The following is a 24,700-nucleotide window of genomic DNA, read 5'->3' on the forward strand; positions in this document are numbered from 1 at the left end:
ACATTTGTTTATATCGAAACGATATTCAGTTTTCAATGATCTACTTTGTTAGACGAAAGGTAACTCCCTTACGCAACTTTTATATTATAGCAACTATCTAAAACTTAGTCAAGCAATTAATTTACCAAAAGTTTTTCAAATGCTGTTGTTGTGGCTGTCACAGCTCGTGACAACTCTTAAGATAATACAGATATATCGCGCAATTGTCAATCAATTTTTGCAAATAAAAAAAGCGAATCTCAGCAACCGCTGTAACTCGCTTTTTTATTAACGCATTGTTGGGAAAAGTAGTACGTCACGAATAGATTCTGCATCTGTTAATAGCATAACCAAACGATCAATTCCAATTCCTAATCCACCAGTAGGTGGCATTCCATATTCTAATGATTCAACGAAGTCTTCATCAATTCCTTCAGCTTCATCATTTCCGGCAGCTCGTTCTGCAGCTTGTGCTTCAAAACGCTCACGCTGATCAATTGGATCATTTAATTCAGTAAAGGCGTTCGCATATTCTCCACCTAAGATGAATAGTTCGAAACGATCAGTAAAGCGTGGATCTTCAGGATTCTTCTTGGCTAATGGTGACACTTCAAGTGGGTGTCCATAAACAAAAGTTGGTTGAATCAAAGTATCCTCAACGAAATCCTCAAAGAATTCATTGATAATGTGCCCAACGGTCCAGTAATCTTCATACTTCACATCGTGCTTATCAGCAATTTCACGTGCTTCTTCAACCGTCATTGGTTGCCAGAAATCAACACCAGTTTGTTCTTTAACAAGATCAACCATGTGCTTACGTGCAAATGGTTGTGCCAAATCAACATCTGTTCCTTGATAGTTAACCTTCAAATCATCTGAAACGACCTTGGCAGCAGCCTTAAAGATATTCTCTGTTTCAGTCATCACATCATCAAAGTCCCAATATGCTGCATATGTTTCCATAACAGTGAATTCAGGGTTGTGCTTTTGGTCCATTCCTTCATTACGGAAAACACGACCAATTTCATAAACACGTTCCATACCACCCACAATCAAACGCTTTAAGTGTAGTTCAAGCGCAATTCGTAGATACATATCAATATCTAACGCATTGTGGTGTGTAATAAATGGGCGTGCTGAAGCGCCACCAGCTGAATTTTGCAACATAGGTGTTTCAACTTCAATAAAGCCATCTTGATTCATATAGTTACGAATCGCTGTAATGATTTGTGAACGCTTTTGGAAACGGTCATATGTATCATCATTAGCAATCAAATCAAGGTAACGTTGACGGTACTTAGTTTCAACATCTGTTAGACCATGATACTTGTCTGGCAACGGACGCAAAGCCTTTGATAAGTGTGTAATTTCTTGCACATTAATTGAAAGCTCACCTGCACGCGTCTTCATCACAGTTCCCTTAAAGCCTAAGATGTCACCCAAATCAGACTTTTTAAACCATTCATAGACATCTTCACCAACAACTGGCTTTTGAACAAAGACTTGAATACGACCAGTGCGGTCCTTGATATCAGCAAAACTAATCTTACCAGAACGACGCTTTGTCATCATACGTCCAGCAATTTGCACTTCATGTTGTGCTTCCTCTAAATCTTCAGCTGTTGCATCATCATACAATGCATGCAATTCAGCTGCATCATGTGTGCGGTCAAAACGATGACCGAATGGATCCATGCCAGCTTCGCGTAATTCGTCTGCTTTTTGACGACGTGCTAGCATTTGATCATTTAATGACTCTTGTTGTTCTGCCATAACCTGCCCCTTTATTGTCTAATTTACTTATATTTGTAAAACATTCTACTTAAGTTTGCCAAGCTCACGCCCATTTTGCAAGACCTAACCTGATTATTTCTGCTCAATTTCAGCAATGAGCGCTTCTAATTCAGTTGCATCAAAGACAATCTCTTTACCTGTAAAGCGATCTGTAATATTGAGGGCATGGTCTTTTGCCAAAATATCTTTCAATTCAGCCACCGGCATGGTCTTAAGCATTTGTGCATACCGTTCCTTTGAAATTTCAGGATAAGCAGTAATCTCAGTCGTATCGACTTGTTCAACATCCTTTGCCCCAAATAGTTCATCAATTAACAACATCGGATTATGTTGTTCCTTTAATAATGAACCAATCGCTGGATAGTGTGACAATTTATCTTCCAAACTATCCAAATCTGCATCTGTTGCATCAGGCAATGCTGAGATAATAAATCCGCCTGCCGAAACAACCGCACCTGCGTCATCCAAATCAACTGACACCGCAACAGCTGAAGGAATTTGCTCTGACTTGGCCATATAGTAAGTCAAATCATCACCAATTTCACCAGTTGCCAATTGCACTTGCCCCGTAAATGGTTCCATGTCTTCACCCATGTCCTTTGTTACGGTCAAAAATCCATTAACACCCACAGCAGCCCCTACGGATTGAGCACCATCTTCTTGGACCGGTAAATCAACTTCTGGGTTTGACACATAGCCACGGACTTGTCCTTCAGCTGATGTTTCCACCACAATTTTTCCAGCCGGTCCATTTCCATCAATGGTTAATACCAAACGGTCGTCATCTTTAAGCAACGCGTTTGATAGTAATAGTCCACCGATTAATGCTCGTCCCAAAATGGTTACACCTAATTTCGAAGCATGGTGATAACCTGAAATTTCTTGAATCATGTCCGTTGCATCAACGGCAATGGCACGAAAAGCATTATTTTTTGTGACTGCACGCACTAATTCATCTGTCATAACTATTTTTCCTCTTCTCTGAATTCATATTTGTTATTATACGCTATCTATTCATGACTAATAAATACAAAAAAGGACCAATCGCGTGATTAGTCCTTTAAGTTGCAATAGATTACAATTCATCATCACTATCTTGATCCGGTGTGATTTTCTCATCCGTATCCTTAAGTGGTTCTGGTTCAACTTCTGTTTGCTTGTGGTTAACTGCCGCACGCGCTTCTTCGTATGACATTGGCTTAGCTTCTTCTGGTTGAACTTGTTTTTCATTAGGCATATGCCCAGTTTCAAACAAACTCAAGATTTGCTTTTCATCCAAAGTCTCATATTCAAGTAGTGCTTGCGCAATTGCTTCATGCTTGTCTTGGTATTCGGCAATGATTGACATAGCAGTATTGTAACCGTCAGATGTCAAACGACGAACTTCATCATCAATAACCTTTGCTGTGTCTTCTGAGTAAGTAAGCCCATTTCGACCCATTGAAGGTGTATTGTGGTTTTCAAGTTCAACCATACCAAGCTTATCTGACATTCCATATTGCGTGACCATTGAACGCGCAATTTGCGTTGCTTGTTGGAAGTCATTTGAAGCTCCGGAAGATTGTTGGTCAAACATGAACATTTCTGCTGCACGTCCACCCATCAATCCAGCGATTTGATCGTTAGCATCTTGCTTTGACATCAACATTTGATCTTCACGTGGCAACATAATGGCATATCCGCCAGCGCGTCCACGAGGAACAATTGTCACCTTGTGCACAACACGTGCATCATTCAAAACAAGTCCCACAATTGCGTGTCCCGCTTCGTGGTAAGCAACCGTCTTACGTTCCTTAGCAGAAACAACACGATCCTTCTTAGCTGGACCAGCAATCACACGATCTTCAGCTTCATCCACGTTTAAGGCAGTAATTGTCGTTTGGTTTTGACGTGCTGCCAACAACGCTGCTTCATTCAACAAGTTCTCTAAGTCCGCTCCAACAAATCCTGGCGTTTGCTTAGCAACTTCCTTTAGATCAACACTTGAATCCAATGGCTTGTTCTTTGCATGAACCTTCAAGATAGCTTCACGACCCTTAACGTCAGGTTGTCCAACCAGAATCTTACGATCGAAACGACCTGGACGAAGCAAAGCTGGGTCCAAAACATCAGAACGGTTAGTAGCGGCCATCACAATGATACCTTCGCTACCTGAGAACCCATCCATTTCAACCAAAATTTGGTTCAATGTTTGTTCACGTTCATCGTTTCCACCACCGGTACCTGAACCACGTTGACGACCAACCGCGTCAATTTCGTCAATAAAGATGATCGCTGGTGCAACCTTCTTAGCAGTTTCAAACAAGTCACGTACACGACTTGCTCCAACCCCGACGAACATTTCAACGAAATCAGACCCTGAAATTGAGAAGAATGGTACCTTTGATTCACCCGCTACGGCACGAGCCAATAACGTTTTACCTGTTCCTGGAGGTCCCTCTAACAAGACACCAGCCGGGATACGGGCACCTAACTTACTAAACTTAGATGGGTCACGCAAGAATTCAACCACTTCGACCAATTCTTGCTTTTCTTCTTCAGCACCTGCAACATCTTCAAAACGAACTTTGTTCTCGCTTGGGTCTTGTGGCTTAGCCTTAGACTTACCAACACCCATGATGTTACCACCGCCACGGCCACCTTGACCGCCGCCTTGCATGCTACTCATCATGAAGTAGAACAAACCAACCATTAATAGAACTGGCAACATGGTTACAAGCATCGTACCCCAAAAGTTTGAGGCCTGTGGCTTTGTTGTTAAGTCCGTATCTGTATCAGTGGCATCCTTTTGGATGTCTGAAATAACGCTACCATTGCTGACAACTTGTGTTTCAAACTTCTTTGTCTTTGTATCTGAATCAGACAAAAGATTACCAAAAAGGCCATTGTTTTCTTTCTTACTGTCATCAGAGTTAGATTGTGCTTCACGGAATTCACCCGTAATGTCATACACACCTGCTCCAGGCTGAACAGTGATTTTTTTGATTTTTTTGTCCTGTAAATCAGTCACAAATTCTGTTGTCGTCAAAGTTTTCGTTGTGGTTGTTTGAGTAGGTCCTGCAACCCAGTAAAATAATCCCAAAAATCCTAACGCTAAGATGACATAGAATAGACTATTACGTACAAAACCATCATTGTTCTTAGGGTTTCGCATCTATTCCTCCTACGAACGTCGCCATATGACGACATCCGATTACTTTAATTAAATTGCTTTTGGTTAATGTTCCGGCGTGATGTCAGTTGTATCAACTAAACCAGCATGTTCTGGATCATAAACAGATGGCTTAAGTACACCCACGTAAGGCAAGTTTCGATACAATTGCTTGTAATCTAGTCCATAACCCACCACGAAGGCCTTAGGCACATCAAATCCAACATAATCTACATGTGCTTCAACAACACGTCCGTCTTTCTTATCCAAAAGACTCGCAACTTTAACTGACTTCGCACCACGTGCTTCCAGCAGATCCTTCATAAATTGCAATGAACGACCAGTATCAACAATATCTTCCATGATAATGATGTCGCGACCGGCAATATCTGTTTGTAAGTCAACCACTAAATCAACTTCCCCGGCAGAAGCAATTCCACCGTGATAGCTTGATACATCAATGAATTCGACTTCTGCATATTGCATATATCGCATCACGTCAACTGTCCACAATACAGCCCCTTTCAAAACTGAAAGAATGACTGGTGTCCGGCCTTCATAATCAGCCGCTAATTGTGAACCAACTCGCTTTGCTGCTTCTGCAATGTCTTTTTCACTATATAAAACGCGTTCAATATCGTTATTCATGTCCCACTGGTTCATGTAGTCCGCTCTCCTAAAATCTATTTCACCTATCGTTACACAGCATTAAGAGTAACACAAATAAAACAGAATGTTTAGCAAAATCATCAAAACAATGACAACTTTTTAATCAAAGCCTAATCCGTCGTCCTTAAGCACAACGAGCGCCCTGTCCGTTCTAATAAATCACCCTTTTCCAGGGCAATTTGTCCGGTTGAAACGCTCTGATTTCGCATCAGTTGAATGGCTTGTGCTAATTGTTGCGCTTTGACATGATAAACCTGCTGTTGATTCAACCATTCTTGTAAAATAAATTGAATCGCTGCGTCTGGCATTTGCCAGTCAAAACTGCCGTCTTCCAACGCCAAAATTTGACGCTTAATTTCTGGCTGAAGCAGATATTCCATCCCTGTTAATTGGTCTGCAACTTCTGTTATATGTTGCTCAGCTTGCTGATTAATCGTAACTAACTCCGGCATAACCCGATTACGAAGCCGATTACGGGCATATTGATTGTCCGCATTTGAACTATCCGTAATAAAAGCCTCTAAAGGTGCATTGAGTAGTGTAGCAAGCTGGGCTTTAGGTAAGCCTAAAAATGGCCGAACTAATTCAATCTGTTCCGTCAGGTTCGTGCGCATCTGCATCCCCTTTAATTGCGTTACTCGTCCACCTCGGATTAATTTATAGAGAATCGTTTCCGCTTGATCCGTTTCATGATGCGCCGTGACAATTTTATTTGCACCAATCTCATTAGCAAACGCAATCAATGCCGCGTATCTTTTGTCGCGCGCTTGCGCTTCAATGCCAACAGTTGGTTGTTCATCCCAATTTAAATGCGCGATTTTTGTATGCGCTAACTGTTGATTAGCTTGAAAAGTTTGTTTTACTAATGCCTCTTCTTGCGCCACGTCTTCGCGCAAATGATGATTAACATAAAGGGCACTTACTTTGGGCTGTAAATCGGCTGGCAATTGTTGTTGGGTCAACCAATTTAACAAAACCATTGAATCCTGCCCACCTGAAAAGGCAACCAAGACATGATCAGAAGCATCAAACAACTGTGTTGCTTGAATCTGCTTTAATAATCGTTGTTGGACTTTATTCTGACGCATGAGCCCCTCCTTTTAATCCTTGTGGTACAAAAAAACCGAGCATCAGCCCGGCTTCCTGCAATTAATTATTTATCATCTGGCAAATTAAAGACCACTTCGCCTTCCTTTGAATAAAGGTAACGGTCACGGGCAACCTTAGATAAATAATCATCATTTTTAAGATCTTTTTTCGTTTGCTTTAATTTTGCATTGGTTTCTTTAGCTGCGTCTAAGCTTTTCTGTTCTTTTTGTGTTGATTGAACAGCAGCTGAATAACGCACATAACGCGTTTGATACTGCCAAGCACACATAATCGTGATTAACAGTAACATCACAGCACATACAATCCGTCGACGACGGTGTACCTTGTTGTGATGCTCTAACTCTAGCGCCTGAACTTCTAGCGCACGTTGGCCGGCATCGTTCAATGGTTGAATATTTTGATTGCTTTGATATCTTGCCATTATCCGGCCCCTTTCATGCTTTTAAACAAAGTTCATTTCTCAACACCCATTACTTTATCTAAAAACACACCGTTTCTTAAGACCTATACGCAAAACTTAACATTTTCATATAAAAGCCTAACGGATTGTTAGGCTTCCTCTCCATCCGTTACGTAAGTTTCATCAACAATGTGATACATCTCTGCTGACTCATCTTTTTTCGTTGTTTCCACAATTTTATCAATTTGCAAAACAGAGGTCTTGTTTCCAAAGCGGATTGTTAATTCATCCCCTTCACTCACATCACTTGAAGACTTAGCAGTCTTTCCATTAATATCGATTCGGCCTTGATCCGCAATCTCTTTGGCAACGCTTCGACGCTTAATCAAGCGTGAAACCTTTAAAAATTTATCTAATCGCATCTGATTTTCCTTTCATTAAAACAACTAGTTTTTCACCCTTAGGTAAAGCTAGGAGTTCCTGTTCATTTAATATCTTTAAACGCAATAACAGTGCCACACCAACAATCGCCCCACTACCGGCTGCAAGGATCGTGGTTAAGATACTGGCACCACGTCCCAGTCCAAATATCTGATCACCTAACATCCGGACTCCAATTGCCACGACCATCATTGCCATCAACATGCCGACCACGCGGAACCACCAGTTCCAAGTGAACATGCCGCGCCATAATGGACGAGGTAACTGATACATACTATAAACAAGTAAGGGCAATAATGCTAGCATTGTCGCCACTGATGCACCCACAATCGCAAATTGTGGCATCAGCAAATTATTTAACCCATATTTCAACACCAAGGTCACTCCAATCATCGTGATTAAGCCCTTAGTGCGATTCATACTTTGCAAGACACTGGCCAACACCGTAATCAATGTTGCTGGCACAATAATTGTGACATACCACATCAAGGCGCTATCTCCTTCACGCGAACTAAACAAAAATTGATTAATCACCGGCATAATCGCAATCAAGCCAACGGGCGTCAAAAGTGACACGATTAACGTAATCCGCAAGGTCGTCTGAAAGGTCGCTTTCAGCGCTGCGTCTTCGTGCGCCTCAAAATGGGCGTGCAAAGTTGGTAATAAGGCCGTGCCAACGCCAGTCGCAACAACCATCCCGAGTTGAACCAACGGTTGTCCACGGTCATAGACCCCTTTCGTTGTTTCGGCCACATGACTCGCCATGCCCCCTTGCTCCAGCAAACCCTTAATTGTAAAGGAATCAATCAGTTGTAAGAAGACCAAAAGGGCTGCTAACACTGCTAATAAAGTTCCTTCGCGCCAGAGTCGCCGGCCCAAAACACGCCAGCGTAAGTCTGCTGTCGCAGCTTTTGTTTGCCTTTGAAAAGGCCCAATTTGGCGAAAGGAACCCAGCAAATAGCTGCCTGTCGCCACCGCGGCAATGGTCGCACCGAAAGTCGCCCAAGTACCAATCTGGTAAGCGTTCCACGCTTGTTGCATCCCGAACCAGGCGACCCCTAAGATAACTGCCACCCGCACAACTTGCTCAATCACTTGAGAAATTGCGGTCGGAACCATGTTGAACTGCCCTTGTGTGTACCCACGACTCGTAGCTAAGACTGGCATGAACAAAAACATCCAGGCCACAGCCTTAATTTCTGGTGCTAAGAGCGCATCATTCATGGCATTAGCAATGACATTTGCACCAAAATAAATACCTACAAAAATCAGGACACTAATCCCCGTTAATAGCCAAAACAAACGCCGTGCGACTAACTGCTTAGCCGCTTGGGTTGGTTGTTCAGCCACCATTTTAGAAATGAATAACGGCCAGCCACTCAAGGCCATCACCATACCAATCCCATAAATGGGGTAGACCTGCTGATAGACATAGAAGCCTTGGTTCCCGACAATATTTTGAAAGGGTACCCGATAGACGGCACTTAATATTTTAGCAATAATCCCGGCAAGCGCTAAGACACCTGCTCCCGCAAAAATACGCTGTTGTTGTTTCGCCATATGTCGCTACCTCTACGCCAAACTTGTAAACAAGTCGCGTAATTGCTTGAGCCAATCCAGCGCTTTTTGTTTAGGTTGGATGGCAATTTGCGCTTGCACTGGTGTTGCTTGTTGCTTAACCTGACCGGCAATACGCTGGTCTTGGAAAGCCTTTTTCAACTTATCACCATCAATTGGTGCTTGCGCTGTAAACTTCAACGTCAACATCTGCGGTTGACGTGCCGTACGCTTCAAAGACTCAACCCCAACACTATCAGCGGCAGCTTTCAAACGGCCAACCATAATTAATTGTTCCGCTGCTAATGGCAAGTCGCCAAAACGGTCAACCAAATCATCTTCAATTTCATCAAATTGAGCCGGCTTAGTTGATTTACGGATACGCTGATAAATTTCAATCTTTTGCGGACCATCTGGTACATAATCGGTTGGCAAGTAAGCTTCAACTTGCAAATCCAACTCTGCATCAGAAGTCTTTTGCTTACGCTTACCTTGCTTTTGTGCCACAGCGTCATTAAGCATTTGCATATACAAATCATAACCAACACTATTAATGAAGCCATGTTGACTTTGACCCAACAAATCTCCTGCCCCACGAATCGACAAATCACGCATCGCAATCTTGAAACCAGATCCTAATTCCGTAAAGTCACGAATGGCTTCTAAACGTTTTTCACTTTCTTCGTTCAATGTGCGTGTGCCTGGATAAGTAAAGTAGGCATATGCCAAATTATTTGAACGGCCAACACGACCACGTAACTGGTAGAGTTGTGACAAGCCCATATGATCGGCATTTTCCACAAACAATGTATTGGCATTTGGAATATCAACCCCAGTTTCAATAATTGTTGTTGTGACTAACACATCATATTCACCGTTAATAAAATCAACCAAGATTCCTTCAAGTTGCGTCTCGGTCATTTTTCCATGGACAAAAGCCACACGCGCATCTGGTACTAGTGACTCAATCATGGCCACAACCCGCTCAATGTCTTCCACACGATTATGTAGATAGAAAGTTTGCCCACCACGGGCCATCTCACGTTCCACAGCACTCGCCAAAGTGCGGCCATTTTGCTCCATGACATAGGTTTGAATCGGATAACGATTTGCTGGCGGCGTTTCAATAACTGACAAATCACGCACACCCACCATCGACATATTCAAAGTACGTGGAATGGGTGTCGCCGTTAAGGTCAACACATCCACATTGTTTTGCATTTCCTTCAAACGTTCTTTATGCTTCACACCAAAGCGTTGTTCTTCGTCGATCACCAACAAGCCCAAATCTAAGAACTCGACATCCTTAGATAAAATGCGATGGGTTCCGATCAAAATATCGACATCCCCACTGGCGACAGCTGCCAAAGTGGCCTTAATTTCTTTCGTTGATTGAAAACGTGACAAGATACCAATCTTAGTTCCCGTTCCTTCAAAACGATTTTGGAAGCTATCATAATGTTGCTGCGCCAAAATCGTGGTTGGCACTAGGATTGCAACTTGCTTACCAGCATGCGCTGCCTTAAAGGCGGCACGCATGGCTACTTCCGTTTTACCAAATCCAACATCCCCAACTAACAAGCGATCCATGGGTTGGATTTTCTCCATGTCGCGCTTAATTTCATCCGCGGACCGCAGTTGATCAGGTGTTTCCGGATATGGAAAGGCGTCTTCAAACTGACGTTGTGCATCATCATCGGCAGGAAAGGCGAAGCCTTGTTTCAAAGCACGTTCGGCATATAAGTCCAACAGCTCATCGGCAATATCTTCAACTTTCTTGGCAACCTTGGCTTTCGCTTTTTGCCATTCTGAACCACCAAGTTTATTCAACTTAGGGGCTTTTTCAGCGGCACCCACATACTTCTGCACCAAATCCAATTGAGAAACCGGAATGAAAATCTTATCGTCTTTTTGATAACCAATCGTGATGTAATCTTGCTTGACGCCATCACGTTCAATCGTCTCCATGCCTTCGTAGACACCAATTCCATGATTAACGTGCACAACATAATCGCCGACTTGCAGCTCGTTATAGCTCTTAATACGTTCCGCATTCGTCAGCGTTTGACGTCGTGGCGCCTTCTTTTTAGCCTGCTGGAACAACTCATGTTCAGTCAGCACAATCAATTTTTGCGCCGGCCAATCAAAACCAGCACTCAAAGGTTGTGTCGTCAGCTGGGTTCGGTCCATCTTTAGGCCGTCAGAAGCAACCGCATTTACTTTAATATCAAAATCACTCAGGGTCTGCGTCAATTTATCCGCACGCTCGTCCGTGTTCGTTAAAAAGAGCACGGTATTGCCTTGCTTTTGCCAACGTTCGACTTCACTTTTTAATATCGGCATTTGACCAAAGAACTGCTGACTTGGACGTACGGTCACATTCGTCAAACTGCTTTGTGCTAACTTACCAATACCACGTTGGAGTGGTGAAATCATCAAGGCTGTTTGTTGCAATGTCGTCACCTGTGACTCTAAATCAAAGCCTAAATCAATTTGATCTAGCATCAACTGCTCTTCAGCCTTTTGTTGCCACCATTCCGTATTTTCTTCAGCTAATTGTTTAATATTGTCCAACGCACGTGGATAATCATCGAATACGACCACTCCATCCTGTGGCAAATAATCAAACAGGCTTTCCGCATCTGGATACAAAAATTTCAAATATTGACGGAACGGCGCCAGAATCTGACCTTGTCCCAAACCATCTAAGATTGGGGTCATGGCTTCCGTCAAATGACGTTTATCTGCCCCTTCTAGGCGATCACGGTTTTCCGTAAAGGCTAATTCTAAACGCGTCTTAGCAGCCGCTATTTGCGTGTCTGTCGCAACCAACTCAGTCGCAGGTAAAATCGTGACTGTGTTTAAATTCTCTTGGCTCCGCTGCGTCGCAATATCAAAAGTCCGTAATGAATCTAGCTCTGTATCAAAAAAGTCCATCCGCACTGGATATTCGGCGTCCAATGGGTACACATCCACAATTGAACCACGAACTGCAAATTCACCTGGTTGCCCAACCGCTTCATGGCGCTGATAGCCCATCGTATGCAATTGTGCACTTAATTGGTCTAAAGCATATTCATGCTCAAAATCAATTGTTAAGCGTGCTTTTGCGAAATCAGAAACTGGTGGTAAATAGCGTTGCGCACCAGCCACACTCGTCACAATCACAGCTTGTTGATCAGTCCGTAAAGCCTCCAGTGCCCGCACACGTGCAATCGGGACATCCAAAGACGTCACAGCCAACTCGTTCGCCATTGTCTCTTCTGCTGGGAAAATATGAACATGCCTATCTGGCAACAAGCCCATCATATCTTCTGCAATTTGGTCCGCATGAAATTGACTGTCAGCAACAATTAACATCGGTTGTTGGACATTTTGATCAATCGCTGCTAAATAAGCCGTGCGAGCTGCCCCAGACAAACCCGTTACGACATGTCGACCACCCTTTTTGAGTGCTGTCGTTAATGTTTTTAAATCTTCATTTTCAGCAATTAAATCAACCAGTTGCATGGTCTATCTCCTATTTTTCGCTTAATTATAGCGATTCATCAAGGTTTGAATATCATCCCCAGCTGCAAAGTCAGCAAAAATATCCAGAGCCTTATCAATCCCAGCCATCAAATCGGCTGCTTCTTCCTTACCAAACTTGCCTAAGACATAATCAATCACAGCTTGATGCGTATGCTGTGGATGTGAAATGCCAAATTTCAAACGATTAAATTTTTGTGTATTCAAATGGTTTGCAATACTTTTAAGCCCATTGTGACCACCAGCTGATCCCTTGGCACGCAAACGTAAACGTCCCAAATCCATGTCCATATCGTCATGCACAATCAATATATCTTCAAGGTCAATTTTATAGTAATCCATCAAAGGACGGACTGCTTTACCTGAGTCATTCATATAAGTTGTTGGCTTAACCAACAAGACTTTTTCACCATTATTGAACCAATCTGCCACAAAAGCATGATGGTCACTATCTTGTTTGAAAGTTAACCCTTCTTTTTCAGCCAGTGCATCTAATGTAATAAATCCAATATTATGGCGTGTTTGATCATAATCACGGCCAATATTTCCTAATCCAACAATCATCTTCATGTTTCATTTACCTACTTTTTATGATTAAGGCACGAAATGGGCAGAATCAAAATGATCCTACCCCTCCGCGCATCTATTTATTTTTAACTTGTTTTCTATTATAGCATTTTAGCTTAAAACTAACATGGTCAAAAAAGGGGCTGAACATCAGTCCAATAAAAAAAGGACGTAACCCCCGTTACGTCCTTTTTTATTGCTTATGCGTGTGTTAAAACACGATATTGTTTTTGATGGCGTACAAAGTAAAGAATGACCGCTAACATCGATCCCAGCAGCACCATGCTTAAAATCATGATTGCCTGGCTCGGTGTTTCGCCAATCATCATCGTCTCACGTAATCCTTGTACGGTGTACGTCATGGGTACATAGGCATGTAACTTTTGATAAATTTCTGGTGACAACTGAATCGGGTAAGTTCCCGCCGACAAACTTAATTGCGCGACTAGCAAGACCACTGAAACAAAGGATCCCGCGCGACCAAACCATAAATTCAACGCTGTCACTAACATCGCATCCATCCAAGCGATTAATATCAAAAAGCGTAATGTTCCCATTGGGTCTACATAATTCATCCCCAAAATCCACTTGTTCAACAAGAACAAGACCACAGCCATCATGGTTGCAATGCTGAAAATAATCACAAACTTTGAACCAATCCAGCGGAACAATGAATGAACCGGTGTGCGTGGCGTCAACAAATCCAGCATTAAGTTCATCCCTAACATCCCAATAAATAAACCAACTGAGAACATATAAGGTGCCATACCGGTTCCGTTATTGGCAACATGGTCACGTTCTTGGTGCTTTGTCTTCACTGGTGAAGCCATTTGTTGGTCAACTTGTCGCTTATCTGGTAAGCCGGCGACTTGATTAACCGCATCATCCATTTTGTCAGCAAGCGTCTGATTGCCTTGCTGCATTTTAGTTAATGCCGGACCAATTTGCTTAGAACCATCAGCTAGTTGCGTTGAACCAGCATGTAATTGATTGGCGCCATCGGCCAATTGGTTGGAACCTTGGGTCAACTCATTTCCCTTACTTTGTAAGGTGTTCAACCCGGTTTGCACTTGACCATTTCCATCAACAAGTTGGTTCACCCCTTGCTGCATGCCACCCATTTTAGAGGCCATCGTTGATACACCAGCTTGCAATTGTTGACTGCCGGCATAGGCTTGTTGACCACCAGAAACTAAGCGTTGTCCCCCCGACAACAACTTATTCTGACCGCCCACATTTTGTTGCCCACCAGCTTGCAAAGCTGCTGACTCTTGATTCAATTGTTGCAAACCATTAGTCACTTGATTAGCACCGTCGTCTAATTTAGAAATTTTGCTTTGCATGGTTTGTGCTTGTGCAACTTGGGTATTCAACTGGCTCCAATTAATCGACTGTGTTCGCGTCGTCAAACGTTCAATTGCCCCTTGATTATCCTCAAGATTTTTAACCAAAGGTTCTAGATTTTTCGCCAAACTTCCCGCATTATTCTTTAAAATAACCAGTTGATCCTGGATGCCTTTTTGATCTGCTGCCTGACTAGCTTGTACAGCCTGCTTAATCGCTTGGGTTTGTTCAGGCGTTAATTTTTGCGAAGCGGCTGCTTTGTCAATCGCTGCATTTGTATGATCATTTTGACTCGCTTGAATATTTTGAATCGCAGTAACCGTTGCTAACATTGTCTCAATCGTTTGCGCAGTTGCGTTAACGTCGACTGTATTCTTTGGATTATGTACAGCCTCCACTAACTGCTGTAAATCTTCCAAGTCTTGTTTTGCTTGCTTAAGGTCCGCTGGACTAACTGAATCAGACGCGGTTTTAATTTGACCGACACCATCTGAAACTTTTTTGCTACCTGCCGCCAGTTGCGACACAGCACCCGTATAGTCTGTAATTCCTTGATTTAATTGCTCGGCACCAGCTTGTGACTGGGTCAAACCATCAACTAATGCTTGTTGTCCTGCCAATGATTCCCCCAAACCATTCGTAAGACTTTGTTGCCCAGCTGATAATTGTGAGACCCCTTGATTAGCTGCCGGCAATGCTTGCTGCATTTGCTGTAAGCCAGCACCAACTTGGGCATTACCTTGGCTTGCTTGACCAACACCAGCGACATACTGATTTAAACCAACATTCAATTCACCAGCTCCAGATCCAAAAGTCAGCGTACTAGCTGCTAATGTATCCAATCCATCCGTTAACTGCTGACTACCATCTTTTAACTGATCTGCGCCGTCCGCTAATTGTTGATTACCGTCTGATGCTTTAGCTAAATCTTTACCAGCACCTTTAATTTCAGTCATCATCGCATTTGTATAGGCTTTGGTAACTGAAGTTGATACCTGCTGACGCATTTTTTCAGCTGCTGAATCAGATAGTTTACCGGCAATAAAACTGTGCCCCGAACTTGTTTCATAATCTAATTGCATCTTTTGCGGCTTCTGATCCAAAATAGATGTCGCATGCTTTGAAAATGTTTTCGGAATTGTCACGACCATATAATAGTCGCCCTTTTCCAACCCTTGATGTGCTTTTTTTTCATCAGTAAAAGTAAAATCAAGTTCGTCTGATTTTTTGAGCTCTTTGACTAATTCGTCTCCGACCGCAACTTGATGTTTCTGATAAGTAACTGCTTTATCTTGGTTAACAACCGCTACTGGCAATTCCTTAACGTTACCATAGGTGTCCCATAAAGAACCTAAGAACGGAATTGCATATAATGTTGGTAAAAAGCATAAAACAAAAATCACGAGTCCTGTAAAATGATGTTCTTTTAAATATTGCCACTCTGCTTTTAACATATCGCCCCCCCTGGAAATAAATATTTGGACTGTTTTTATCTTAATCTTTGCTATAATAACTTCAATACGCAATATTAAACAAAGTGTTCAATAAATTGAAAAGAGGGGATTTATCATGAAACACGCTGAACGAAACCTCGAAACCGAGCAACAAATCAAAAAGGCTTTTATTCACGCTGTCGATCAAAAAGGCTTTAACAAAGTGACGATTACTGACATTGCTCAGCACGCGCACATTAGTCGCGGGACATTTTATGTTCATTATATGGATAAATATGATTTACTAGAAAAACTCGAGGCTGATATTTTCGAAAAATTGCAAAGTAGTATCGTCCGTGAACAGTTAAATGCACCATTATTAGCACGAAGTAATGAGGACATTGCGACATCAACTTACCGCACTTTTAGCTATTATTTAGCCTATATCGATAGTGAACGAGAGACGATTCGTGTCCTTTTGTCGCCTAATGGCGATCCCCATTTTTTTGATAAAGTTAAAAACTTAGTCGATCAATTGTTAACGAGCAAATTAACTGAATTTAATGGTCACTTTTCAGACGTCTTACCTATTTCATATTCAAAAGAGATTTCCATTACCAATTTATTGAATATCGTTCGACACTGGCTAAATAGTCCAAATCCTGAAACGCCAAATGAACTCGCAGAAATTCTCATGAAGAGCCGCTTGATTGCGCCTCGTGATTTATTAGTATTTGATTAGCATTCGTGAGAGCTATACCAATCTTAAAATCGATTTACTACAGTTTTAATCTCATTTTTTTCTCACAAAAAATAGGAAAAACTAGCAAAACATGCTATGATAAGTAAATCAAACACACAAGGAGGTCCGCGCCAAATGCTTGAAACTATGGTGAAACCTAGACAAGATTTAGTAACCGTCAATGAAGACACCACTTTAAGTGAAGCACTCATGCTACTTGAAGATTTCAATTTTCGCGCGCTCCCTATTTTAGATGCTAGTGGCCAATTATTCCGGGGGGTTGTCTACAAAATGCATCTTTACAAGCACAAAGCTAATAATGGGGATATGCAGCAGCCTGTTACGTCTGTTATGCGTAACACAACTAAATTTATCAATAGCGATGCCACTTTCTTTGATTTGACATTCGCAATCCGTGATTTACCGTTTATTTCAGTGCTTGATGCCGAAAATCATTTTACTGGCATTATTACGTACAGTCACTATATGCGTTTATTAGAAGATTCTTGGCGTCCAAATGATGGAAAAACCGTCATGACTTTGAAATCAACCGGTGGTCGCGGTAATCTCGAACGCGCCTCAAAGATTATGGCTCGTTACACAAACATTCTTTCTGTTGTCACTTTAAATACAGACCACGGTCCTGGTCGTATTATTGCAACAATTCCTACCTCAGTTGATGATAGCACTCTCAACAAAATCACACGGGCACTACAACGCAAAGACTTTGAAATTGAAAGCATTGAGTCTTATCGTCGACCAAGTGCATAAGTAAACGATGTGTCCTTATCATTTACTGTTTGCCTTACTCGCCTTTCTTTTATGCAATTTTAACCACACTGCCTCTGTTTACTAATTTTTTTAACTATGTTAGTATGTCTTCAATAAGAACAGAACCTTTTAACCGAATCCGTGAGATTCAAAAGGGTTGACGCTTGTGGCCGAAATTAGCCTATTCTGCAATTGCGCAGTATGAAGTCTAAATCAAATAGGGCATACGTGAACTCCTAAGCTCACGTATGCCCTATTTTTTTGGAGGAACCATGGAAAACTTTGTTAACTTAAACGAATTATCTACTTCAGATATCCAAGCTTTAATTGAACGTGCACTTGAATTTAAAAGTGGAGCAGCGCAACCAACTCAAACCAATCATATGGTTGCTAACCTTTTCTTTGAAAATTCAACCCGTACACATTCAAGTTTTCAAGTGGCTGAATTAAAAATGGGTTGGCAGCAAATTATGATTGACCCGCAAACAAGTTCAACAAAAAAGGGTGAGAGCTTAAGTGATACGCTTAAAACCCTTGGTGCCTTGGGCGTAGAATTTGCTGTGATTCGTCACAGTCTTAACGACTGGTATCAACCATTAATTGCTGAGCACTCAGATTTGATGCCTCGTCTAATTAATGCTGGTGATGGAAACGGACAGCATCCTTCACAAAGCTTGCTAGATTTAGTAACCATGTATGAAGAATTTGGACACTTCGATGGCCTAAATGTCCGTATCGTTGGCGATTTAGCACATTCACGGGTTGCCCGTTCAAATGCCGAAGTCCTACAACGCTTAGGGGCAAACATCTCATTCTCAGGTCCAAAGTCTTGGTATCCAGCTGATTTTGATCAATTTGGTATTTATACAGAACTTGATGAAGGCTTAGAAGACCTTGATGTCATCATGTTCTTACGTGTTCAACACGAACGCATTGCTGAAATTGAAAATACTGATTTTTCACCACTTAGCTACCATTTCGATTTTGGTTTGACACAAGACCGTTATGACCATTTGAAGGATACAGCGATTATTATGCATCCCGCTCCAGTTAACCGTGATGTTGAGATTGCAGACAGCCTAGTTGAAGCCCCTAAGTCACGTATTTTCCAACAAATGACTAATGGTGTTTACGCCCGTATGGCAATTTTGGATGCGGTTGAAAAAGATTAAAATAACTAAAAAGCTTCCGACTTAAAAGTGTCGGAAGCTTTTTTATCATTTACTTTAAATATTCTCACGCCAAATTGGCTGTGACATACAACGACCACCACCACGGCCACGCGATAATTCGCTGGATTTAATCTCATTAACCTTAATGCCATGTTCTTGCATCAATTTAATTGAGATATAATTACGGTCATATGTAACCACTTCGCCTGGTGCAATGGTCAAATTATTTGACCCATCATTCCATTGCTCACGGGGAGCCGCAATCGGATCACCCCCACCAGTCTCAATCAAATCCAAATCATCTAAATTCAAAATCTCTTTCAATGATTCTTTCAAATTATCACGATGTTCCATCACAATTTGACCTTGATCATCTGCACGCAAAATATGAATATTCATCTTGCCTTCATCATCCATAATGCCTGGAAATACTGTGAACTGGTCATAATTAACCATTGTAAACACCGTATCTAAATGCATCATGGCATGATTATGGGGAATATCAACTGCAAGAATGGTATCAAAATGACTATTTTCATTCGTAAATAATTTTTCTACTAAAGCTTGAATGGCACGGCTAGATGTACGTTCTGAAACACCAATGGCTAATGTATGATCGTTCAAAACCAATTCATCGCCACCTTCCATTCGTGCATCTGAATTGCGATCAGTCCAAATATCAACTTTACCGGCAAAGCGTGGATGATAGGTCATCACAAATTCTGAAATCAACGATTCTGGTCGTCGTGCTTCATAGGCCATGCGATTAATCGTTACCCCACTCCCCATCATCGCTTGTGGGTCGCGCGTGAAGTATGCGTTGGGCAAAGGATCCATTAAGAATGGATTTTCCGCATCTGAACCAGCAACATCATGTAGATTAGGATGTCTAAAATCAACAATTTCTCTGCGAACACCAGCATAAATAGTTGCTACTAAATCGTGCGTCGATAACGTATTTAGATAGGCTTTGATGTCTTGCATCGTATCACCCATATAGTGGTATTCTGTGACATAACGCGTTAAAAATTCATCCTTCACAGTTGCATCTGATAAAACATCTTCAAGCAGCTGTTCAATATAAATCGTTTCGACATCATGAGCTTGCAAAACCTCTGCAAAATAGTCGTGCTCTTTTTGCGCATTTTTTAAGAATGGAATATCATCAAACAACAACCGTTCCATCGTATCTGGTGTAATATTTTCAATTTCAGCACCTGGTCGATGTAATAGGACCGTCTTCAATGTACCAATTTCTGAGTTAACTTGAATCGCTGGATTATTAATCATTATTAAAACTCCGATCTGCTGTCGCAAAAAATCATTTCTTATTAACTTGCATGCTTACCTCAATTGTATATATCTACATAATAGAACCAAGCTTCCAGCTTGTAAAAGTCGTAAAACCATACAATAAACATCAATACTTATGATGTGGTAAATAAATATACAAATTTTAAAACACTTTCACGCATCTACAGACAATGTTAAAATTGCCAACATCCCTTACCGCAACTGTTAATTGCTCAATGCATTGCGATACATATAATATCAGATTTAATGTATATTTGTTCATCAATATCCATTTATATTTTCGTTTCATATATTTTTTATAAAAATATGCCAAAATTTTTTAGTTACTCAAAAATAAATGACAAAAAAGCTGCTCTCAACGATGAGAACAGCTTTTTTAACTTTAATAATTTCCCCAATATTTGTGCATTGATGTCATTCCAATTCCAGGATTGAAACTATTTGTAGGGTCATTTTTCTTATAATGTTCAACTAATGCAGGCGCAGCTTCATACAAATGTCCCACATTATGTTCGGCAGGATAGATAGCTCCACGCTCGTCAAAAATCTTAAGCATTTCTTGCTTAACTTCGTGGGCATCAACCCCTGGCTTTAGTACATAGTCTTGGTGCATAACGTGATCCAAGAAGTGTCCATAGTACAACTTGTATTGAATCTTATCTTCAAGTTCAGCTGGCAAATGCTCAAACCACTTAAATTCATTTCGTGGCAAAGCAACGTCAATTGGCAAAATTTGAATGTGATCGTCTTGGAAGACTTCTTCCAAACGAATGGCCACACTGGCCGTTACATAACGGTGCGTTGCAGCAACCTTAGCTTCCTTTGGTGTACATTCGAAATAATCACCTTCTTCAGTCTTAAAGAAGTCGTCCAAGAAAATACGTGCTTCTTGAATACCCGCACCATCCATCTTCAATTGAAGATAATGCTCGTAACGATCACGATATTCTTCTAAGCGCTTTGGCAATTGATTAGGCACAAAGTTACTCATTGTTTGCAACATACGATCTGGGAAGTAAGGTTTGAACGTTGGCACGTGGTCCAAAATACGTTCAGCAGTTGCACGCATACCAAACAAATATGGCAAAGCATTTGTTCCGATTGTATCAATCACAATCAATGAATCCTTACCATATTTCTTGGCCAAATCATAAGCTTCACGGTGCATATATTCACCAGATACTGGCAAATGCTTGAATTCAGTCAAAATATGACGACGCAAACGTTCTAGAACATCTGGATTGTTTACACCAATGTAGAAGACTTGTGACTCACTTGCTTGTGGGTATGTGTCCAAACGAACCGCAAATGTTGCAAGCTTTCCAGCTGCACCAGATACTTCATACAAATTATTTGGATCAGCGTTGTAACGCGTTGGCTTTTCAGAATCAACATTACGGACACGTTCTTCATAGTTACGGTTTCCAGCAACATGTTCCTTACCCTGAGGAATATTATGAATATCGAAATTACGCTCTTCCAAATTCGTGATAATTTCTTCAGGTGTATCCCCTAAGTCGATTCCCAAATGGTTAACCAAATGCAATTCGTCATTTTCGTCAATTTGGGCATACAAAGATAGCTCAGTGTAGGCTGGTCCACGTTGAATCAAAGCACCACCTGAATTGTTATTAACACCACCGACGACGGAAGCACCAATGTCAGAAGAACCAATTACTGAATGTGGCTCACGATTTACCTTGTCTAATTCACCTTCTAGGTGATGTAGTGTGGTTCCTGGGAAAGCTAATACTTGACGATTATGATTAATTAATTGGAGACCCTTAATGCGCATTCCGTTGACAACAACGATATCACGATCATAGCCAGATGCTGGAATTGAACCTTCAGTCAAGCCAGTATTAGCAGCTTGCATCAAGATAATAATGTTATTTGCATGCAATACTTCCAACACGTGCCATAACTCCATCAAAGACCCTGGACGAACCACGGCTAGAGCATCACCTTTTCCTGAACGATAACCTTCACGGAACGGACGTGACCGCTCTTTTGAGGTAATAACATTGTGCTTGCCAACAATATTTGTAAGCTCTTCCACTACTGACATAATAAGCCTCCCATTAAAATCTATTTATAACTAATATTGTACCACTTACATTCTAATTTGTTAAATTATTAACAGACTATTAACAAATCATTCATTTTCAATCAAAAAACACCAGTATGCTTAGCTAAAACTCGTATAATTCTGCAATCCTTTTTTCCAAATCGTATGATAAACAAGTAGAAAAAATAGTGGTCCAGACAGGATTGTCATGACCATCACCGCCGGATGTTGAATTTTATGAAGCAAAAATGAAACTGGATAATATGCCATAAACCCGACTGGAATAATACTTAGCACAATTTGAATCGTTTTTGGATAAATTGACATAGGATAATCTGCTAATTGTATAAGTTGCCAATAAATGGATGTTACCCCATCAACTTGCTTAATCCAAAAGGCCAAAGAACTAAAACATAAATAAATACCTTCAATTAGAGCCAGCGTTGTCAGTAATAGGACACTAGCTAACAGAACCACCAATAGATTGAGCCCTTGAACATGGATGAGTAATGCAAAAAAGCTTACCGTATAGATGACGGCTTCAACCATCGCCTCTTCATCAATTTCCACCATAATGACTTGTAACAGCAAGTTGATTGGTCGCATCAAAAGCACATCTAATGTCCCATCTTGAATCAATTCTGGAATATCCATGGTGGTCACAAAAAAAGTTTCCCAAATTGAAAGTGCCATATGCATAAATAAATACATCAGGATAACTTCTTGGCTCGACCAACCACCAATCCCATTTTTGAAATTGGTTAATACAAAAATAATAAAAAGCGTCGATAATGAATCAATTAAAAAGCCCAAATTTCCGAATAAAACATCCCATTTGTAAAGCCAAATGCGCTTAAAATCTCGATTTATGAATTCTTTGTACACGTAAATTGAATGTCGCATTGCTTATCCTCCCATGATGCTTAGTCGGTTCAATACCATTTTTGAAATAACGGCATACACCAAAAAAATGATACCTAACCAAATTAATTGATGTAGGATTAGCATGGAAATAGTCGTCTGATTCATCCCCGTTACGAGTGATAACGGAATATAACCGATTGCATAAAAAGGAGACCATTCCGCAATCACTTTGATTAGTGGTGGATAAATATTAATTGGAATGGCTGCGCCACCCAGTATGACCATTAATCCACCATTCAGCGCTAGCAATCCGTTTACTCGAACGGTTATAAAGGCACAAAATCCAATAATCATACCAATCAGCCATGCAATCAGCCATGATAAAACAATTGATAATAACAAAATCAACATATTTACCTGGTTAAACTGCAACACCTGTCTAAAAAACACGGCATAAATAATCGTCAATGGCATCAATTTGTAGATTAAATCATAAATTAACGTGCCTATTGATCGGCCCAACATCACTTGTGAGATGGTAACTGGTTTTGCCAAGATGCTACCAATCTGGCCATCGTTTATATTTTTCCCTAATTTTTTAGCCGTTTCCGTGGTCGGAATAACGGTACTCAAAACAATTGCCATTAACCCATAGGTCACCAGCATATTAATATCTTGGCTCGGGGCAATCGCATGCCAGACATAGTATTGAACAATTGCACCAATAATCCCTGATAAAATTGTGAACCATGCATTCGCCTTAAAACTTTGCCGAACGAGATATTCTGATTTCACATAAGTATTAATTACTCTCATAGTTAAATTCCCGATAACGTTAAGATATCCGTCAAATCTAAATCACTATATCTGACATTGCTAATAATATCTGCTTCTAGAAAAATTTTATTTAATTGTTTCTCTGTTAACTCATCAATATTAAAAACATAGACATTCGAATCTTGATTTTCTTGATACAACTTGAGGCCTGGTACTTCCAAAATAGCTGATTGATAAATTTCAACTTTTTCCATGTTCTTAAATTCAGCAATAAAATCACTTTTCGCACCATTAAATTTTAATTGTCCGTGATCAATCAAAATAATTTTATTTGCAATGCGTTCCACTTCACGTAAATCATGCGTGGTCATGATAATGGTTGTCTGCTTAGTCTTATTTAATTGCATTAAGAAATTTAGAAATACATTCTTTGTTTGCACATCTAATCCTAACGTTGCTTCATCTAAAAATAACAATTTAGGCTGATGGACTAATGCTGCGATCAATTCTCCGCGCATTTTTTGCCCTAATGATAACTCTCGGACTGGTTTATGCAAAAAATCATTTACCTCTAGTAAATCAATTAATTGCGCTAACCATGCATCATCTTTCGTGTCATACATTGCTTGCAAAAATTTAAAAGAATCGATGAGTGGCAGTTCCCACCACAATTGGCTCTTTTGTCCCATCACCGTCCCTATTTGTTTGGCATTTTGAATTCTCTTCTTAAATGGATTATTTCCTAGCACCGAAATTTCACCATTTGTTGGCAGCATTAACCCCAATAGTAATTTTATGGTCGTCGATTTTCCGGCACCATTTTGCCCAACGTAACCGACAATATCACCAACCTCAATGTTAAAGTCAATATCATTTAAGGCCAAAATCATATCGGTGGCACCCTTATAAGCCTTACTAACTGTTTTTACTTCAATTATTTTATTCTGCATGATTGTTTGCTCTCCCGCTGATAAATCGTGTTCACTTTTATCACTATTTTTAGTTGAACACATCAGTAT

General features: G+C 40.8%; 19 protein-coding genes. 3 read left to right on the top strand and 16 right to left on the bottom strand.

What is annotated here, in order from left to right; translation table 11 throughout:
• Positions 1 to 267: 267 nt before the first annotated feature.
• From lysS to IV67_RS00115, 11 genes are all read right to left on the bottom strand, one after another.
• Positions 268 to 1,752 carry a lysine--tRNA ligase gene (gene lysS, locus IV67_RS00065; RefSeq protein ID WP_057785894.1) on the bottom strand — a complete coding sequence of 495 codons (1,485 nt, stop codon included), beginning with the start codon at positions 1,750 to 1,752 and terminating at the stop codon, positions 268 to 270.
• Positions 1,753 to 1,845: 93 nt separating this feature from the next.
• Positions 1,846 to 2,736 (bottom strand): Hsp33 family molecular chaperone HslO, encoded by an 891-nt coding sequence (gene hslO, locus IV67_RS00070; RefSeq protein ID WP_057785896.1) that lies wholly within the window; start codon positions 2,734 to 2,736, stop codon positions 1,846 to 1,848.
• A 112-nt stretch (positions 2,737 to 2,848) separates the two neighbouring features.
• On the bottom strand, positions 2,849 to 4,927 hold the full coding sequence (gene ftsH / locus IV67_RS00075; protein ID WP_057785898.1) for an ATP-dependent zinc metalloprotease FtsH: 2,079 nt from the start codon (positions 4,925 to 4,927) through the stop codon (positions 2,849 to 2,851).
• A 63-nt stretch (positions 4,928 to 4,990) separates the two neighbouring features.
• Complete coding sequence (gene hpt, locus IV67_RS00080; RefSeq protein ID WP_083486624.1) at positions 4,991 to 5,587, bottom strand: hypoxanthine phosphoribosyltransferase; 597 nt, start codon at positions 5,585 to 5,587, stop codon at positions 4,991 to 4,993.
• Positions 5,588 to 5,703: 116 nt separating this feature from the next.
• Positions 5,704 to 6,681 carry a tRNA lysidine(34) synthetase TilS gene (gene tilS / locus IV67_RS00085; protein ID WP_057785900.1) on the bottom strand — a complete coding sequence of 326 codons (978 nt, stop codon included), beginning with the start codon at positions 6,679 to 6,681 and terminating at the stop codon, positions 5,704 to 5,706.
• 65 nt (positions 6,682 to 6,746) lie between these two features.
• Positions 6,747 to 7,124, bottom strand: coding sequence for an FtsB family cell division protein (locus IV67_RS00090; RefSeq protein WP_057785902.1), 378 nt, complete (start codon positions 7,122 to 7,124; stop codon positions 6,747 to 6,749).
• A 128-nt stretch (positions 7,125 to 7,252) separates the two neighbouring features.
• Complete coding sequence (locus IV67_RS00095; protein WP_057785905.1) at positions 7,253 to 7,525, bottom strand: RNA-binding S4 domain-containing protein; 273 nt, start codon at positions 7,523 to 7,525, stop codon at positions 7,253 to 7,255.
• Positions 7,512 to 9,104 (bottom strand): putative polysaccharide biosynthesis protein, encoded by a 1,593-nt coding sequence (locus IV67_RS00100; protein ID WP_057785907.1) that lies wholly within the window; start codon positions 9,102 to 9,104, stop codon positions 7,512 to 7,514. The genes IV67_RS00095 and IV67_RS00100 overlap by 14 nt, the downstream gene beginning before the upstream one ends.
• Before the next feature lie 12 nt (positions 9,105 to 9,116).
• Entirely contained in the window at positions 9,117 to 12,611 is a 3,495-nt protein-coding gene (gene mfd / locus IV67_RS00105) for a transcription-repair coupling factor (RefSeq protein ID WP_057785909.1), read from the bottom strand.
• 21 nt (positions 12,612 to 12,632) lie between these two features.
• A complete protein-coding gene (gene pth, locus IV67_RS00110; RefSeq protein WP_057785911.1) occupies positions 12,633 to 13,199 on the bottom strand; it encodes an aminoacyl-tRNA hydrolase in 567 nt (188 codons plus the stop codon).
• Positions 13,200 to 13,396: 197 nt separating this feature from the next.
• Positions 13,397 to 15,994 carry a YhgE/Pip domain-containing protein gene (locus IV67_RS00115; protein WP_057785913.1) on the bottom strand — a complete coding sequence of 866 codons (2,598 nt, stop codon included), beginning with the start codon at positions 15,992 to 15,994 and terminating at the stop codon, positions 13,397 to 13,399.
• Positions 15,995 to 16,109: 115 nt separating this feature from the next.
• Between IV67_RS00115 and IV67_RS00120 the strand changes: the two genes are divergently transcribed.
• From IV67_RS00120 to IV67_RS00130, 3 genes are all read left to right on the top strand, one after another.
• The gene (locus IV67_RS00120; protein ID WP_057785915.1) at positions 16,110 to 16,715 is read left to right on the top strand and encodes a TetR/AcrR family transcriptional regulator; all 606 of its coding nucleotides are present in this window, start codon (positions 16,110 to 16,112) and stop codon (positions 16,713 to 16,715) included.
• Between the two features lie 135 nt (positions 16,716 to 16,850).
• Positions 16,851 to 17,486, top strand: a complete 636-nt coding sequence (gene cbpA / locus IV67_RS00125; RefSeq protein ID WP_057785917.1) for a cyclic di-AMP binding protein CbpA — start codon at positions 16,851 to 16,853, stop codon at positions 17,484 to 17,486.
• 272 nt (positions 17,487 to 17,758) lie between these two features.
• The gene (locus tag IV67_RS00130; protein WP_057785919.1) at positions 17,759 to 18,658 is read left to right on the top strand and encodes an aspartate carbamoyltransferase catalytic subunit; all 900 of its coding nucleotides are present in this window, start codon (positions 17,759 to 17,761) and stop codon (positions 18,656 to 18,658) included.
• 54 nt (positions 18,659 to 18,712) lie between these two features.
• Here IV67_RS00130 and arcA read toward each other — a convergent pair whose 3' ends face one another.
• The 5 genes from arcA to IV67_RS00155 all read right to left on the bottom strand — a co-directional run bounded on the left by arcA (position 18,713) and on the right by IV67_RS00155 (position 24,631).
• On the bottom strand, positions 18,713 to 19,948 hold the full coding sequence (arcA, locus tag IV67_RS00135) for an arginine deiminase (protein WP_057785921.1): 1,236 nt from the start codon (positions 19,946 to 19,948) through the stop codon (positions 18,713 to 18,715).
• A gap of 406 nt (positions 19,949 to 20,354) precedes the next feature.
• A complete protein-coding gene (gene dld, locus IV67_RS00140) occupies positions 20,355 to 22,040 on the bottom strand; it encodes a D-lactate dehydrogenase (RefSeq protein ID WP_057785923.1) in 1,686 nt (561 codons plus the stop codon).
• Positions 22,041 to 22,160: 120 nt separating this feature from the next.
• Positions 22,161 to 22,943: an ABC transporter permease gene (locus tag IV67_RS00145; RefSeq protein ID WP_057785925.1), complete on the bottom strand. Its 783-nt coding sequence runs from the start codon at positions 22,941 to 22,943 to the stop codon at positions 22,161 to 22,163.
• Between the two features lie 3 nt (positions 22,944 to 22,946).
• Positions 22,947 to 23,720 (bottom strand): hypothetical protein, encoded by a 774-nt coding sequence (locus tag IV67_RS00150; protein ID WP_057785927.1) that lies wholly within the window; start codon positions 23,718 to 23,720, stop codon positions 22,947 to 22,949.
• 2 nt (positions 23,721 to 23,722) lie between these two features.
• Positions 23,723 to 24,631, bottom strand: coding sequence for an ATP-binding cassette domain-containing protein (locus tag IV67_RS00155; RefSeq protein WP_057785929.1), 909 nt, complete (start codon positions 24,629 to 24,631; stop codon positions 23,723 to 23,725).
• Between the last annotated feature and the right edge of the window lie 69 nt (positions 24,632 to 24,700).

Origin of the sequence: Weissella minor (assembly GCF_001437425.1) — a bacterium.
Taxonomy (GTDB): domain Bacteria; phylum Bacillota; class Bacilli; order Lactobacillales; family Lactobacillaceae; genus Weissella; species Weissella minor.